At 71.9% G+C, this 15116-nt stretch carries 13 protein-coding genes; 5 read left to right on the top strand and 8 right to left on the bottom strand.

Translation table 11 applies throughout. The annotated features are described in order from the left end of the window. The first annotated feature begins 43 nt into the window (after positions 1 to 43). Positions 44 to 214: a hypothetical protein gene (locus tag FZC61_RS23075; RefSeq protein ID WP_170286076.1), complete on the top strand. Its 171-nt coding sequence runs from the start codon at positions 44 to 46 to the stop codon at positions 212 to 214. A gap of 30 nt (positions 215 to 244) precedes the next feature. On the opposite strand, the gene FZC61_RS11275 is transcribed toward FZC61_RS23075, so the two are convergent. Continuing rightward, positions 245 to 1945, bottom strand: a complete 1701-nt coding sequence (locus FZC61_RS11275; RefSeq protein ID WP_148614263.1) for a fumarate hydratase — start codon at positions 1943 to 1945, stop codon at positions 245 to 247. A 95-nt stretch (positions 1946 to 2040) separates the two neighbouring features. Here FZC61_RS11275 and FZC61_RS11270 point away from each other — a divergent pair, with 95 nt between their 5' ends. After that, positions 2041 to 2784, top strand: a complete 744-nt coding sequence (locus FZC61_RS11270; protein ID WP_148614262.1) for a thioredoxin-like domain-containing protein — start codon at positions 2041 to 2043, stop codon at positions 2782 to 2784. Positions 2785 to 2852: 68 nt separating this feature from the next. Here FZC61_RS11270 and FZC61_RS11265 read toward each other — a convergent pair whose 3' ends face one another. The 4 genes from FZC61_RS11265 to FZC61_RS11250 are packed head-to-tail and all read right to left on the bottom strand — an operon-like array spanning position 2853 to position 7186. Next, positions 2853 to 4076: an ABC transporter ATP-binding protein gene (locus FZC61_RS11265; protein ID WP_148614261.1), complete on the bottom strand. Its 1224-nt coding sequence runs from the start codon at positions 4074 to 4076 to the stop codon at positions 2853 to 2855. A 7-nt stretch (positions 4077 to 4083) separates the two neighbouring features. After that, a complete protein-coding gene (locus tag FZC61_RS11260; protein WP_148614260.1) occupies positions 4084 to 4953 on the bottom strand; it encodes a carbohydrate ABC transporter permease in 870 nt (289 codons plus the stop codon). Continuing rightward, the gene (locus FZC61_RS11255) at positions 4953 to 5918 is read right to left on the bottom strand and encodes a carbohydrate ABC transporter permease (protein WP_148614259.1); all 966 of its coding nucleotides are present in this window, start codon (positions 5916 to 5918) and stop codon (positions 4953 to 4955) included. Before FZC61_RS11255 ends, FZC61_RS11260 begins: the two co-directional genes overlap by 1 nt. Continuing rightward, on the bottom strand, positions 5915 to 7186 hold the full coding sequence (locus tag FZC61_RS11250; RefSeq protein WP_170286075.1) for an extracellular solute-binding protein: 1272 nt from the start codon (positions 7184 to 7186) through the stop codon (positions 5915 to 5917). The genes FZC61_RS11255 and FZC61_RS11250 overlap by 4 nt, the downstream gene beginning before the upstream one ends. A 200-nt stretch (positions 7187 to 7386) precedes the next feature. Here FZC61_RS11250 and FZC61_RS11245 point away from each other — a divergent pair, with 200 nt between their 5' ends. Together FZC61_RS11245 and FZC61_RS11240 are read left to right on the top strand one after the other, a co-directional pair. Beyond that, the gene (locus tag FZC61_RS11245; RefSeq protein ID WP_211357208.1) at positions 7387 to 9516 is read left to right on the top strand and encodes an alpha-galactosidase; all 2130 of its coding nucleotides are present in this window, start codon (positions 7387 to 7389) and stop codon (positions 9514 to 9516) included. 82 nt (positions 9517 to 9598) lie between these two features. Next, entirely contained in the window at positions 9599 to 10681 is a 1083-nt protein-coding gene (locus FZC61_RS11240; RefSeq protein ID WP_148614256.1) for an ABC transporter ATP-binding protein, read from the top strand. 59 nt (positions 10682 to 10740) lie between these two features. Here FZC61_RS11240 and FZC61_RS11235 read toward each other — a convergent pair whose 3' ends face one another. After that, on the bottom strand, positions 10741 to 11658 hold the full coding sequence (locus FZC61_RS11235) for an alpha/beta fold hydrolase (RefSeq protein WP_148614255.1): 918 nt from the start codon (positions 11656 to 11658) through the stop codon (positions 10741 to 10743). Between the two features lie 138 nt (positions 11659 to 11796). Here FZC61_RS11235 and FZC61_RS11230 point away from each other — a divergent pair, with 138 nt between their 5' ends. Next, positions 11797 to 12624: an esterase/lipase family protein gene (locus FZC61_RS11230; RefSeq protein ID WP_148614254.1), complete on the top strand. Its 828-nt coding sequence runs from the start codon at positions 11797 to 11799 to the stop codon at positions 12622 to 12624. 119 nt (positions 12625 to 12743) lie between these two features. Here FZC61_RS11230 and glpX read toward each other — a convergent pair whose 3' ends face one another. After that, positions 12744 to 13778, bottom strand: coding sequence for a class II fructose-bisphosphatase (gene glpX, locus FZC61_RS11225; protein WP_148614253.1), 1035 nt, complete (start codon positions 13776 to 13778; stop codon positions 12744 to 12746). 35 nt (positions 13779 to 13813) lie between these two features. After that, positions 13814 to 15055 carry an SLC13 family permease gene (locus FZC61_RS11220; RefSeq protein WP_211357207.1) on the bottom strand — a complete coding sequence of 414 codons (1242 nt, stop codon included), beginning with the start codon at positions 15053 to 15055 and terminating at the stop codon, positions 13814 to 13816. Positions 15056 to 15116: the final 61 nt, after the last annotated feature.

Genomic DNA, 15116 nt, shown 5'->3' with positions numbered 1-15116 from the left:
GGGGTGGACCGGCTGCATGGGGGCGTCTGGCACGGTGGAGCGCATGACGAACAACGACGACGAGGGCCAGGTCTCCGAGGTCAGCGGCATGGACCCCGCCGACGCCGACACCCCGATCAGCGACAGCCAGGGCGTCGCGGGCAACCCCGACGCCCCCGACATCGGCGAGGCCGGCCCCAACGCCAACCCCCACAAGGACCAGGACACGCACTGACCGTCCGGGTGGCGCGGCCGTCGAGCCGCGCTACTCGGCGGAGCGCACCCGGATCCCGGTGATCGGCACGGTCACCGTGCCGGAGGGGTCGGTGAAGAAGTCGTTGCCCTTGTCGTCGACGACGATGAAGGCGGGGAAGTCCTCGACCTCGATCTTCCAGACCGCCTCCATGCCGAGCTCGGGGTACTCCAGCACCTCCTGACTCCTGATGCAATCCTGGGCCAGCCGTGCGGCGGGCCCGCCGATCGAGCCGAGGTAGAAGCCGCCGTGGGTGTGGCAGGCCTGGGTGACGACCTTGGACCGGTTGCCCTTGGCGAGCATCACCATCGAGCCGCCCGCGGCCTGGAACGACTCGACGTAGGAGTCCATGCGTCCGGCCGTGGTGGGACCGAAGGAGCCCGAGGCCATCCCGGCCGGGGTCTTGGCGGGGCCGGCGTAGTAGACGGGGTGATCCTTGAGGTAGGCGGGCATCTCCTCGCCGGCGTCGAGGCGCTCCTGGATCTTGGCGTGTGCGATGTCGCGCGCGACGACCAGGGGACCGGTGAGAGAGAGCCGCGTCTTGACGGGGTGCTTGGACAGCTCGGCGAGGATGTCGGCCATCGGCTGGTTGAGGTCGATCTGCACGACCTCACCGCCGGCGATGTCGTCGGCGACGCCGGCGTCGGGCATGTAGTGGGCCGGGTCGGTCTCGAGCTGCTCGAGGAAGACGCCCTCGGCGGTGATCTTGCCCAGCGCCTGGCGGTCGGCCGAGCACGACACCGCGATCGCGACGGGGCACGACGCGCCGTGGCGGGGGAGTCGCACCACGCGCACGTCGTGGCAGAAGTACTTGCCGCCGAACTGCGCGCCGATGCCGAACGACTGCGTGAGCTTGAAGACCTCCTCCTCGAGCTCGAGGTCGCGGAACCCGTGCGCGTCCATCGACCCCTCGGTGGGCAGGTCGTCGAGGTAGTGCGCCGAGGCGTACTTGGCGGTCTTGAGCGCGTACTCCGCCGACGTGCCGCCGATGACGATCGCCAGGTGGTACGGCGGGCACGCAGCCGTGCCGAGCGAGCGGATCTTCTCGTCGAGGAAGCTCAGCATCCGCGTCGGGTTGAGGATCGCCTTGGTCTCCTGGAACAGGAACGACTTGTTGGCCGACCCACCGCCCTTGGCCATGAAGAGGAACTTGTACTCCGGCTTCCCGTCCTTCGTGGGCGTCGAGTAGAGCTCGATCTGGGCCGGCAGGTTGGTGCCGGTGTTCTTCTCCTCGTACGTCGTCAGCGGCGCCAGCTGGGAGTAGCGCAGGTTGAGCTTCGTGTAGGCGTCGAAGACGCCCCGCGAGATCGCCTCGGCGTCGTCGGCGCCGGTGAGCACGCCCTCGGACTTCTTGCCCATCACGATCGCGGTGCCGGTGTCCTGGCACATCGGCAGCACGCCGCCGGCGGAGATGTTGACGTTCTTGAGCAGGTCGAGGGCCACGAACCGGTCGTTGCCCGACGCCTCGGGGTCGTCGATGATCTTGCGCAGCTGGGCCAGGTGGGCCGGGCGCAGGTAGTGGCTGATGTCGTGCATCGCCTCGGCGGTCAACCGCTGCAGCGCCTCGGGCGCCACCTTGAGGAACGTCTGCCCGTCGACCTCGACGGTCGAGACGCCCTCGGTGGTGATCAGGCGGTAGGGAGTGTCGTCCTTGCCGGTCGGCAGCAGGTCGGAGTAACGGAACTCGGGGCCGGTCGAGGCAGCAGTGCTCACGAGCGTCCATCGTAGGCGTTAGCCACGGCCCCGCACGGCCGTGGTCGGCAGGTCGAGAAGGCCGTCCGCGTGCGGGGCATGGCACCGTTGCCTCCGTGACCGCTGCACCACCACCGCCACCCTCCGGTGACAAGCCCCCGACCGGACCCCCGACCGGACCCCCGCCGGCCTACCCGCCGGCCTATCCGCCCCCGGCGTACCCGCCCCCGCCCGGACCGCCGAGCGGTTGGGCCCCGGGATTCCTGCCGCCGCCCCCGCCGCCCCGCGCCCGGTCGCGTGCCAGGCTCGCGCTCGCCCTGGGCGCGGCGGTGGTCGTCGTGGCCGCGGCGATCGTGGTCCCGGTGGTGCTGCTCGGGGACGACGAGGACAGCTCGCCGGCCGAGACGCCGACCGCCGCCGCGGACCTGTCGCAGGTGCGGGTCTACGAGGACCTGCCGACGACGCACGTCACCGATCCCGTCGACTACGACGTGACCCCGCCGGCCGGGGGGCCGCACTTCGCCCAGTGGCTCGAGTGCGGCGCCTACGGCAGCCCGGTCCAGGACGAGAACGCGGTGCACGACCTCGAGCACGGTGCCGTGTGGATCACCTACGACCCCGCCCTGGGCGACGACGACGTCGCCACGCTGGAGGCCGCGCTCCCGCAGAACGGCATCATGTCGCCGTACGTCGGCCTGCCGGCGCCGGTCGTGGTCACCGTGTGGGGCACCCAGCTGGCCCTCACCGGCGCCGACGACCCGCGCCTCGCGCTCTTTGTCGAGCGCTACGACGACGGCGTCACCGCGCCGGAGCCGTTCGCGTCCTGCGCCGGCGGGACGGCGTCGGGCGTGCCCGCCTGATCCGACCCACGACGTCCGCCGACCCCTGACGGGGCGGGCGGACGTCGAGGCACGCGGGAGCGAAGGACTCAGCCGGCCGCGACCGGCTGCTCGGCGGCCTCGGCCATGGCGTCGCCCACGATGCGACCGGCCCGGTCGCGGTCGACGGTGAGGTTCTCACCGGTGGCGGGGTCGAACAGGTGCATCTTGGCGGTGTTGACCCAGATCTCGGCCTCGTCGCCCTCGCTGATGGTGCTGGTGCCGTCGAGGGAGACGACGAGCTGGGTGCGCAGCGACTCGCCGTCGAGGTCGCGCTCGAGCTCCTGCAGCTGGGTCTGCACCTCGGGCGGGGCCTCGAAGGGGATGTAGGCGTAGGCCTCGTTGCCCAGCCACTCCACGACGTCGACGTGGGTGCGGAACGTCGAGCCGGCCGACTTGTCGTCGACGACGGAGGCGTCCTCGAAGTGCTCGGGCCGGATGCCGGCGATCAGCAGGCCCCGCCCCTGGACCTTCTCGGCCTTGTCGGCCGGGATCTCCACGGCCCCGAAGGGCAGCGTGACGGAGGTGCCCTCGACGGTGGCGGGCAGGAAGTTCATCGGCGGGGAGCCGATGAACCCGGCGACGAAGAGGTTGCCGGGGTTCTCGTAGAGCTCGCGGGGGGTGGCGAGCTGCTGGAGGATCCCGCGCTTGAGGACCGCCACGCGGTCGCCGAGCGTCATTGCCTCGGTCTGGTCGTGGGTGACGTAGACCGTGGTGATGCCCAAGCGCTTCTGCAGCCGGGCGATCTCGCTGCGCATCTGGCCGCGCAGCTTGGCGTCGAGGTTGGACAGCGGCTCGTCGAAGAGGAACGCGTCGGCGTCGCGCACGATCGCCCGCCCCATCGCGACGCGCTGGCGCTGCCCACCCGACAGGTTGCCGGGCTTGCGGTCGAGGTGCTCGTCGAGCTCGAGCGTCTTCGACGCCGCCCGTACCTTCTCGTCGACCTCGGCGTCGGGCGCCTTGGCCAGCCGCAACGGGAACGCGATGTTCTCGTAGACCGACAGGTGGGGGTAGAGCGCGTAGTTCTGGAACACCATCGCGAGGTTGCGGTCGCGCGGGGCGAGGTCGTTGACGCGCTTGTCGCCGATCATCATGTCGCCCGAGGTGATGTCCTCCAGGCCCACGATCATCCGCAGCAGCGTCGACTTCCCGCAGCCCGAGGGGCCGACCAGGATCATGAACTCCCCGTCCTGCACGTCGATGCTGACGTCGTTGACGGCGGGGAAGCCGTCGCCGTACTTCTTGACGATGTTCCTCATGTCGATACCGGCCATGAGCCGATCACCCCTTCACTGCGCCGGAGGTGAGGCCGGCGACGATCTTGCGCTGGAACAACAGGACGATGACGATGATCGGGACCGTGACGATCACCGATGCGGTGGCGAGCTGCCCGTAGGGCGGGTTGAACGGGTCGGGCCCGACGAAGTACGACATCTGCGCCGGCACGGTGCGCGCCTTCTGCGTCGAGGTGAGCGAGATGGCGAGCACGAACTCGTTCCAGGCGAAGAAGAACGTCAGGATCGCGGCGGTGAAGACCCCCGGTGCGGCCAGCGGCACGATCACCTTGCGGAAGGCCTGCCACGACGTCGCCCCGTCGACCTGGGCGGCCTGCTCCATCTCCCACGGGATCTCGCGGAAGAACGCCGACAGGGTCCAGATCGCCAGCGGCAGCGTGAAGGTCATGTAGGGGATGATCAGGCCGGGCCAGGTGTTGAACAGCCCGAAGGTGCGCCACATGTCGAACAACGGGCCCACCAGCGAGACCACCGGGAACATCGCGATGGCCAGGGCCAGCGAGAGCACCAGCCGCTTGCCCCGGAACTCCAGCCGCGCGATGGCGTACGCCGCCAGCGTCGCGAACAGCACCGACAGCACGGTCGCCACCAGGGAGACCACGAGCGAGTTGAGCAGCGCCTGCCCGAAGTCGGAGGCGGCGGCGTCGGAGACCGGGTCGTCGGTCAGGCCCAGCAACGCCTTGTAGTTGTCGAGCGAGGCGTCCTTGGGCAGGAACTGCGCCGAGCCCGCGTTGGTCTCGTCGACGGTCTTGAACGACAGCGACACGATCCAGGCGATGGGCAGCAGGCACCACACGAGGATGGCGACGAACCCGACGCCGGTGCCGACCTTGGTCTTGGTGTCAGTCGTGGCCATCAGCCCTCACCCCTCGCCTGCGCCAGGTCGACGCGGAACAGCTTGGTGATCAGGTAGGCCAGCAGCAGCACGGTGAGGAACAGCAGCACCGACAGCGCCGAGCCGACGCCGAGCTGCAGCTGCTCGATCACCTGCCGGTAGGTCAGGAACGACGACGACTCGGTGTTCTGCGCACCGCGGGTCATCACGAAGATGTTGTCGAAGATCCGGAAGGCGTCGAGCGCGCGGAACAGCACCGCCACCATGATCGCGGCGCGCATGTTGGGCAGGATCACCTTGGTGAGCCGCTGGGTCCAGGTGGCACCGTCGACCTTGGCCGCCTCGATCATGTCCTCGGAGACCTGGCTGAGACCGGCGAGGAGCAGCAGCGACATGAACGGCGTGGTCTTCCAGATCTCGGAGACCATGATCGCGAACATCGCCGTCCAGTGGCCGCCGAACCAGTTGAGGTCGGGGTCGATGCCCGGCACCCAGTTGAACCACGAGTTGACCCAGCCGTTGGTGGTGCTGAAGGTGAACTGCCAGGAGAACGCCGAGACGACGGTGATGATGCCGTAGGGGATCAGGATCGCGGTGCGGATCGCCCCGGGGGCGAAGATCACCCGGTGCATGACCATCGCGAAGGCGAAGCCGATGACCAGCTCGACGCTGACGGTGATCACCATGATCAGCACCGTGTTGAGCGTGTCGCGCCAGAACAGCGGGTCGCCGAGGACGGTCAGGTAGTTGCTGAGCCCGATGAACTCCTTGTCGTCGGGCGCGGTGAGCCGGTAGCGGAACAGCGACAGGTAGAGCGCCCGCAGCATCGGGTAGGCGGTGACGATCACCATGATGACCACGGCCGGGGCGACCAGCTTGAGGCCGAGGCGGTTCTCGGCGACGGCACGGTCGGAGGTGTCGCGCCGGGGCTTCTGGTGACCGGCCGACGGCGTGGGCGTCTTCGGGGTCTCGAGCGTGGCGCTCACAGCAGGTCCTCTCCGCGCAGCACGCGCCCGATGAAGTCGGCCGACTCCGCCGGGGTGTCCTCGGTGACCGAGGACGCCGGGTGCCAGGTGCTCTGGATCGCGCCGGAGATGTCGCTCCAGTACGGCGTCACCGTGCGCGGGGCGGACTGGTCGAGGCTGGTCTTCCACAGCTCGATCAGGTCGTCGGGGTAGGCGAGCAGGGCGTCACGCTGGGCCTGGGGCAGACCCTCGGGACCGCCGGCCTTGACCGACTCGTAGCCGGCCTCGCTGGCTGGCATGTTGCCGGTGTAGGCGGCGTCGACGGCCTGGTTCTCGGGGGACACCAGGCACTCCATGGCCTCCATGGCCCAGTCCTTCTTCTCCGACTTGCTGCTCACGCCCAGGCCGATGCCGCCGTAGGGAGGACGGGGGTCCTCACCGGCCACGGTCTGGGGGTAGGCCGCGTAGCCCATGTCCTTCTTGACGTCGGGCTGGGCGGCGTCGTAGTTGCCCCAGGTGTAGGTCCAGTTGACCAGGAACGAGCCCTTGTCGCTGCCGAAGGTGGTGGTGGCCTGCCCCTCCTGGGCGATCGACAGGTCGGCCGGGGCCGCCTGCTTGGCCAGCTTGGCGATGACCCCCGCGGCCGCACGTCCGGCGTCGGAGTCGAGGTCGATGGTGGCGTCGATGCCCTGGTCGACGTCGCTGACCAGGTCGCCGCCCGCGCCCGAGACCAGCGCGTTGATCCACACGACGTAGCCCTCGTACTTGTTGGCCTGCACGGCGACGTCCTTGCCCTTGGACGCGGCCAGGTCGATGACCTCGTCCCAGGTGACGGGCTCACCGGCGGCGAGCTTGTCGCCGACCGGGGTGCCCTCGACGACCGACTTGCGGTACCAGAGCACCTGGGTGTTGGACCACAGTGGCGCCACGACGACTTGGTCGTTCCACGTGGCCGCCTTGATCGCGCCGTCGAACGACTGCTCGGTGAGCTTGGCCTGCAGCTCCTCGGGGATCGGTGCGAGGTAGCCGGCGTTGGCGAACTCCGCGGTGTAGGGCGGGTCGATGCTCATCAGGTCGATGCCGGTGTCGCCCGCGGCGATGCGACGGGCCAGCTGGATGCGCTGCTGCCCGGCGTCCTGGGGCAGCTGCTGGGTCTTGATGGTGTAGGGCTTGCCCTCGCTGCACCGCTGGGCGATGGCGGCCTGGCCCCCGTTGTCGGGGTTGACGTACCAGACGAGCTCGTCGTCGGCGGTCCCGCTGCACGCCGACAGGAGCGTGGCGCCCAGCACCAGTGTCGCGGACGCGGCGAGGAACCTGCGGCGCTCGGTGGCCCCCCGCCCCGCCCGATGTGCCCGATGTGGTCGTGTCGTTCGCATGGCGCACCCTCCCAAGAGTCGTGTGTCGCTGGTCACTTACCCTGGACCGGTCCAGTGCGGTTGTCCAGACACCTGCGGGTGGCCTGGCGAGCGCTGCCGATAGCGTGCGGGCGGTGATCCACCTGACTCGTGCGGGCGTCTCCCTGGTGCTCGCGTCCCTGCCCGCGGCCGGTGCCGACGACGACTCCGCGTCCGGCCTCCCGGTCGTGCTGCACTGGGGCGCGGCCCTGCCGCCGGACGAGGACGTCGCGTCGCTGCTGGCCCTGCACACCCCCGGCGTCCCCTTCTCCGCGCTCGACCGGCCGCGCCTGCGAGGCGTGGTCGGCGAGACCGTCTCGGGATTCACCGGCACCCCCGGGCTGAGTGGCCATCGCGTCCCCGGGTCGGTCGCGCCGCGGCTGCGCTCGTGGACCTGGACGTCGTACGACGACGACGCCGGCGACGGGGTGCGGCTGGTCTCGCGCGACGACGAGGCCGGGTGGGAGGTCGGGGTCGACCTGCGGCTCACCGTCGAGGGACTGGTCGAGATGCGCACGACCGTCACCAACACCGGCGCGGGGGAGCTCGTGCTCGGCCAGGTCCGCAACGCGCTGCCGGTGGCGGCGCGTGCCACCGAGCTGCTCGACCTCACCGGACGCTGGACTCGCGAGCGGGCGCCGCAACGCGGCCCGTGGCGGGTGGGCAGCCACCTGCGCGAGGCCCGCCACGGCCGCACCGGCCACGACGCGACGCTGCTGCTCGCCGCCGGCACCCCGGGATTCGGGTTCGGTCATGGCGAGGTCTGGGCGACCCACGTCGCCTGGAGCGGCGACCACGCGGCCTATGCCGAGCGCACCGTCGCGGGTGAGTGCCTGCTGGGCGGGGGCGAGCTGCTCGCCGAGGGCGAGGTCGTCCTCGCGCCGGGCGCGTCCTACGCGAGCCCGGCGCTGGTCGGCTCCTACGCCGCCGACGGCCTCGACGGCGTCAGCACCCGGCTGCACGGGTGGGTGCGGCGCACCCGGCCGCTGACCAGGCCGCGGCCCGTGCTCGTCAACACCTGGGAGGCGACGTACTTCGACCACGACCTCGCCGGTCTGACGGCGCTCGCCGACGCCGCCGCGGCCGTGGGGGCCGAGCGGTTCGTGCTCGACGACGGCTGGTTCCGTGGTCGCCGCGACGACCGCGCCGGGCTCGGCGACTGGACCGTCGACCGCGACGTGTGGCCCCAGGGCCTGCACCCGCTGATCGAGCACGTGCACCGCGCCGGGCTCGACTTCGGCCTTTGGGTCGAGCCCGAGATGGTCAACGTCGACAGCGACCTGGTGCGCGAGCACCCCGGCTGGGTGCTGCGCGGGCGGCCCTCCGCGCTGCCCGACGAGTGGCGCCACCAGCAGGTGCTCGACCTGCGCCACCCCGGGGCCTACGCCCACGTCCGCGACGCGCTGGTGGCGCTGCTCGACGAGTACCCGATCGCGTTCCTCAAGTGGGACCACAACCGCGACCTCGTCGACGTCGGCGCGGCGGTCCACGAGCAGACGGCGGCGTTCTACGCACTGCTCGACGAGCTGCACCTCGCCCACCCCGACGTCGAGATCGAGAGCTGCGCGAGCGGCGGCGGGCGCATCGACCTCGGGGTTCTGGCCCGCACCGACCGGGTGTGGACCAGCGACACCATCGACGCCGTCGAGCGCCAGCGCATCCAGCGCTGGACCTCGCTGCTGGTGCCGCTCGAGCGGCTCGGTGCCCACGTCGGCGGGCCGGTCGCCCACACCACCGGACGCCGCCACACCGTGGCGTTCCGCGCCGCCACCGCGCTGCTCGGCCACCTCGGGATCGAGTGGGACGTGCGCACCCTCGAGCCCGCGCAGCGCGACGAGCTCGCCGGGTGGGTGCGCCTGCACCAGCAGCTGCGCCCGCTCCTGGCCTCCGGGCGCCTGGTGCGCGGCGACCACCCCGACCCGGCCGTCGTCACCACCGGCGTCGTCGCCCCCGACCGCAGCGAGGCCTGGTACGTCGTCGCGATGGTCGACTCCACGCTCACCGAGGGCCCGGCCCCGATCACCCTGCCCGGCCTGGATCCCGCGCGCCGCTACGTCGTGCGCGACGCGACGCCGCCGGGGGAACAGGCGACCGGCTTCATCGGTACCAGCTGGCTCGGTGACGCCGCAGGCCACACCGCCAGCGGCGCGGCGCTCGGCGCGCTCGGCGTACGGATGCCGGTGCTGCTGCCCGAGACGGCCCGGGTGCTGCACGTGCGCGCCTGAGGGCCGCCTGCCCTAGTGTGAGCGGCGTCACTTCACTACGGATCGTCCGGCACGTACCTGCCGGTGAAGGGAGCACAGCCACATGGCAACAGTGACGTTCGAGAAGGCGCAGCGCTGGTACCCGGGGGCCGACGTGCCCGCCGTGCCCGGCATAGACCTGGAGATCAACGACGGCGAGTTCATGGTCCTGGTCGGACCCTCCGGATGCGGCAAGTCCACCACCCTGCGGATGCTCGCCGGGCTCGAGGAGGTCAACTCCGGCAAGATCCTCATCGGCGACCGCGACATCACCTCGCTGCCGCCCAAGGACCGCGACATCGCGATGGTCTTCCAGAACTACGCGCTCTACCCGCACATGTCGGTCGCCGAGAACATGGCGTTCTCGCTCAAGATGGCCAAGGTGCCGGCCGAGGAGCAGAAGCGCCGGGTCGCGGAGGCGGCCAGGATCCTCGGGCTCGAGGACTACCTCGAGCGCAAGCCCAAGGCCCTGTCGGGCGGTCAGCGGCAGCGGGTCGCGATGGGTCGCGCGATCGTGCGCAGCCCGCAGGTCTTCTGCATGGACGAGCCGCTGTCCAACCTCGACGCCAAGATGCGGGTGCAGACCCGCACCGACATCGCCAAGCTGCAGTCCGACCTCGGCGTGACCACGGTTTACGTCACCCACGACCAGGTCGAGGCCATGACCATGGGCGACCGGGTCGCGGTGATGAAGGAAGGCGTCCTGCAGCAGGTCGACAGCCCGCTCGGTCTCTACGACCGACCGGTCAACCTGTTCGTCGCCGGCTTCATCGGCTCGCCCCAGATGAACCTGCTCGAGGCCACCGCCGTCGACGGCAGCGCCAGGATCGGCGACTACCTGGTGCCGGTCGACCCGGCGGCGGCCGCCACGATGAGCGGCCACATCACCGTGGGCGTGCGTCCCGAGGCCTGGCGCCTGGTCTCGGCCGAGCAGGGCGGCCTGCCCGTGCGGGTCACGGTCGTGGAGGAGCTCGGTGCCGACGGCTTCGTCTACGGCACCTCGGGCGTCGAGGGCACCCCGGCCAACATCATCGTGCGTGTGTCGGGGCGCGACTCGGTGCGCAAGGGCGACACCATCCACGTCACCACCGACCCGACCGCGGTCCACGTGTTCGACACCCAGACCGGCCAGCGCCTAAGCGCCTGAGAGCCTGAGCGCCTGAGCGCCTGAGCGCCACGCTGACCCTCGACCACGGGCGAGGAGGGTCAGCGTGGTCGCGCGCGCCGCGCGTTGGCCGTGATGGCCTGGGTGAAGGTCTCGAACAGCGGGCGGGGCAGGTCGTGGCCCATGCCGTCGACCAGGAGCAGGTCGGCGCCCGGTACGGCGGCCGCGGTGGCCCGGCCGCCGGAGACGTGGACCATCTTGTCGGCCAGGCCGTGCACCACGAGCGCCGGCACCTGCACGGCGCGCAGCCGCGGGGTCCGGTCGGTCGCGGTGACGATGGCCGCCATCTGCCGGGTCACGCCCGCGAGGGACACCCCCCGGTCGTAGGTCTCGCCGGCGCGCTGCTCGGCCTGCTCGCGCGGCATCGGCCAGGCGGGGGAGCCGATCAGGCGCCAGGTCGCGACGCTGGAGCGGATGTAGCCCTCGCGGCCCGGGCTGCCGGCCAGCAGGTTGCGCAACAGCACGGGGTGCTGCCAGCCGACCGTGCGACGACCCGTCGTCGACATGATGCTCGCCAGCGACCGGACCCGACCGGGCTGCAGCAGGGCCATCGCCTGCACGATCATGCCGCCCATCGACACCCCGGCGACGTGGGCCGACTCGAGACCGAGGTGGTCGAGCAGGCCGAAGGCGTCGCGGGCCATGTCGTCGAGCGAGTACGGCGCCCGCACCGGTAGGCCGGCGAACGCGCGCACGAGCATCGTGCGGGTCACCCGGCCCCGGGCCCGGCTGGAGCGACCGGCGTCGCGGTTGTCGAAGCGCACGACGTAGAAGCCCTGGCGGGCGAGCATCTCGCACAGCTCGACGTCCCACCACGTCATCGGGCCGCCGAGGCCCATCACCAGCAGCAGCGGCTCGTCGGCGGCGTCGCCGAAGGTCTGGTAGCACAGCTCGATGTCGGCGGAGACCGGTGCGAACAGCTCCTCGGAGGCCGTCACCGGCTGGAGTCGGGTCGGCATGGGGTCAAGTCTGGCACGGCGCAGGGTGCGCGGTGGCGGTGGTGCTGGCGCTGGGCGCCGGCGCACCAGGGCAGAAAGTCCCGGACATCGGGGTCGTTGTGCTGCGGACCGGGTACGCCGAGCCCTACCGTCATGAGCATGGATGACAGTCCCCTGGGGTCGTTCCTGCTCCCCACAGGCTTCGACCGGCCGCACGTCGCCGCCGTCCTGCGCGAGGGCAGCGTGGTCGCCGAGGCGGGCCGCTACCTGGTCCGCGCCCGCGAGGACCGCCGCACCCGCCGGTCACGCTCCTACACCGGCCGCTCGGTCGAGAGGGCCGTCGAGCCGGTCATCCTGGTACCGGGCTTCATGGCCGGCGACGGCACCCTCGCGCTGATGGCCCGCACCCTGCGCGCCCGCGGGTTCCGCACCTACCGCTCCCACATCCACGCCAACGTCGGCTGCACCCTCAACGCCGCCGCCCAGCTCGAGGCGCGCCTCGAGGCGATCTCGCTGCGCCGCGGCACCCGCGTGCAGATCGTGGGCCACAGCCTCGGCGGCATGATCGCCCGCGGGATCGCCGTACGCCGCCCCGACCTGGTGTCGGGCATCGTCACCCTCGGCAGCCCCATGCTCGCCCCCGGCGCCCACCACATCGCGCTGTCGTGGGGCGTCGACGCGCTGGTCGGCCTGAGCCGGGCCGGCGTGCCCGGGCTGATGGCCGAGGAGTGCGTCGCCGGCGCCTGCGCGCGCCAGAGCTTCGACGAGAGCCGCGCCCCGGTGCCACCGTCGGTGGGCTTCACCGCGATCTACTCCAAGCGCGACGGCATCGTCGACTGGCGCGCCTGCGTCGACCCGCTGGCCGTTCCGGTCGAGGTCACCGCCTCCCACGTCGGCATGGCCCTCGACCCCCGCGTCATCGACCACGTCTCGGCCGCCCTGCGTCGCCAGATCGACACCGCCCAGCTCGCCCTCAGGTCGGCCTGACCGGACTCCGGTCCACCGCGGCGAGCCACGCGGGCGCCGCGCGGGTGCCGCGCGAGGTCACGCACGGCGCGACGGTCTCGAGACGCCGAAGGCCCGGGCCGGCGCAAGCCCGTGCCGGGTCAGGACCCGCCGAAGTCGATGGCGGCGAAGGGGCGGAGCTTCTCGAGGCGGTGCTCGGAGGTGATCCGGCGGATGGTGCCCGAGCGCGAGCGCATGACGAGGGAGTCGGTGGTGGCGCCGCCGGCGCGGTAGCGCACGCCCTTCATGAGCTCGCCGTCGGTGATGCCGGTCGCGACGAAGAAGCAGTCGTCGCCGGTGACCAGGTCGTCGGTCGACAGCACGGCGTCGGGGCCGATCTCGAGCCCGGCGGCGGCGGCCCGCTCGTGCTCGGCGTCGTCCTGGGGGACCAGGCGGCCCTGGATGATGCCGCCGGTGCACTTCATCGCGCAGGCGGCGATGATGCCCTCGGGGGTGCCGCCGGTGCCGAGGAGCAGGTCGATGCCGGTCTCGGGGCGGGCGGCCATGATGGCGCCGGCCACGTCGCCGTCGGTGATGAACTTGATCATCGCGCCGGTCGCGCGGATCTCCTCGACCAGGCCCTGGTGGCGGGGGCGGTCGAGCAGCACGACGGTGACGTCGGAGGGCTTGGAGCCCTTGGCCTTGGCGACCTGGTGGATGTTCTCGGCGACGGGGTAGCGCAGGTCGACGACGTCGGCGGCCTCGGGGCCGGTGACGAGCTTCTCCATGTAGAACACCGCGGACGGGTCGTACATCGAGCCGCGCGGGGCGACCGCGAGCACCGACACCGCGTTGGTCATGCCCTTGGCGGTCAGGGTGGTGCCGTCGATCGGGTCGACGGCGACGTCGCACTCGGGGCCGGTGCCGTCGCCGACCTCCTCGCCGTTGTAGAGCATCGGCGCGTTGTCCTTCTCGCCCTCGCCGATGACCACGGTGCCGCGCATGCCGATGGACGAGATCATGATGCGCATGGCGTTGACGGCGACGCCGTCGGCGCCGTTCTTGTCGCCGCGGCCGACCCAGCGGCCGGCCGCCATCGCGGCGGCCTCGGTGACGCGGACCAGCTCGAGGGCGAGGTTGCGGTCGGGCGAGCTGGGGGCGACTTCGAACTGCGGCGGTACGGCGGTCGGGCTCATGGCCGGATCGTATCGGCCCCGGTCGGCGTCGCGCCTCACGCCACGAGGTGGAGCGCGGTGACGGCGGCGACCAGGCTGACCGGGGTCAGGAGCACCGAGACGCGGTGGAACTCGGCCAGCGAGGTGGTGCGGGCGTCGGTGCCCTGCCCGCCGGCGCCGCGCAGCGTACGGCGCCACAGCAGGTTGGCCAGCGACCCCGACAGCGTGAGCCCCGAGCCGACGTTGAGCCCGATCAGGGCCGTGAGCACCGCGACGTCGCCCAGCGGCGCGACCAGGGGCACGAGCAGCAGCGTCGCCGACAGGTTGGTCAGTGCGTTGGCGAGCACCGTCGCCAGCACGGCGATCGCGAGCAGGGCGGCGTACGACGTCGTGGTGGGGACCAGGTCGGCGACGGCCTCGCCGAGGAACCCGTCGGCGATCGCGGCGACGACGACGCCGAGGGCCAGCACCAGCAGGGCGAACTCCGGGTGGGCCGCCGCCACGGCCTCGCCCAGCCCCATGATCCCCTGCAGCCGGCCCCACACGACCAGCACCAGGGCCGCCGCGGCCGCGACCCAGAACGGGTCGACACCCAGGGGCGAGGTCACGGCGAAGCCGGCGAGCATCACGACCACCACGCCTGTCGGCACCAGCGGCAACGGGGTCGCCGGGACCGGCTCGGGGCGCGCCGGCACCGTGAGGTCGGCGCGGAAGAGCAGGCGCAGGCCGACGTACTCGACGACGAGCACGACCACCAGCACCGGCGCCATGGTCGCGGCGAACCCGGCGAAGGTCAGGCTCAGCGACGGCAGCGCCAGCAGGTTGGTGAGGTTGGAGACCGGCAGCAGCAGCGAGGCGGAGTTGGCCATCCGCAGGCACGCGTAGGCCGCGGGCCGTCCCGGTACGCCGGACGCGACGGCCGCCGCGACCACGACGGGCGTCAGCAGCACGACGGTGGCGTCGAGGCTGAGCACGGCGGTCACCGCCGCCGCGAGCAGGAACGCCACGGTCAGCAGCCGCACCGCTCCGCCACCGCGCAGCAGGGCCCCGGCCGCCGCGAACAGCCCGGCCCGGTCGCAGACCTGCGACACCACCAGGATCGCGACCAGGAAGCCGACCACGGGGGCCAGCTCGGTCACGTTCTCGCGGGCGTGCGCGAGGCTGACCAGCCCGGTGGCGAGGACGACGCCGGTCGCCGCGACCGACACCGTCGCCTCCACGCGGCGCCGTGGGTGCCGGTAGGCCACCACCAGCAACGAGACCAGGGCCGCCACGGCGAGGAGGTCGACCAAGGGCACCCGGTGGAACCTACCGACCAGGGGAGGCCGGTCGCAGTCGGGCCTGGGAGGATGGCCGTCG

This window comes from Nocardioides rubriscoriae, assembly GCF_008087085.1.
GTDB lineage: Bacteria > Actinomycetota > Actinomycetes > Propionibacteriales > Nocardioidaceae > Nocardioides > Nocardioides rubriscoriae.
Note: the sequence above shows the minus strand (reverse complement) of the source record. Positions and strands in the feature narration are given on the sequence as shown.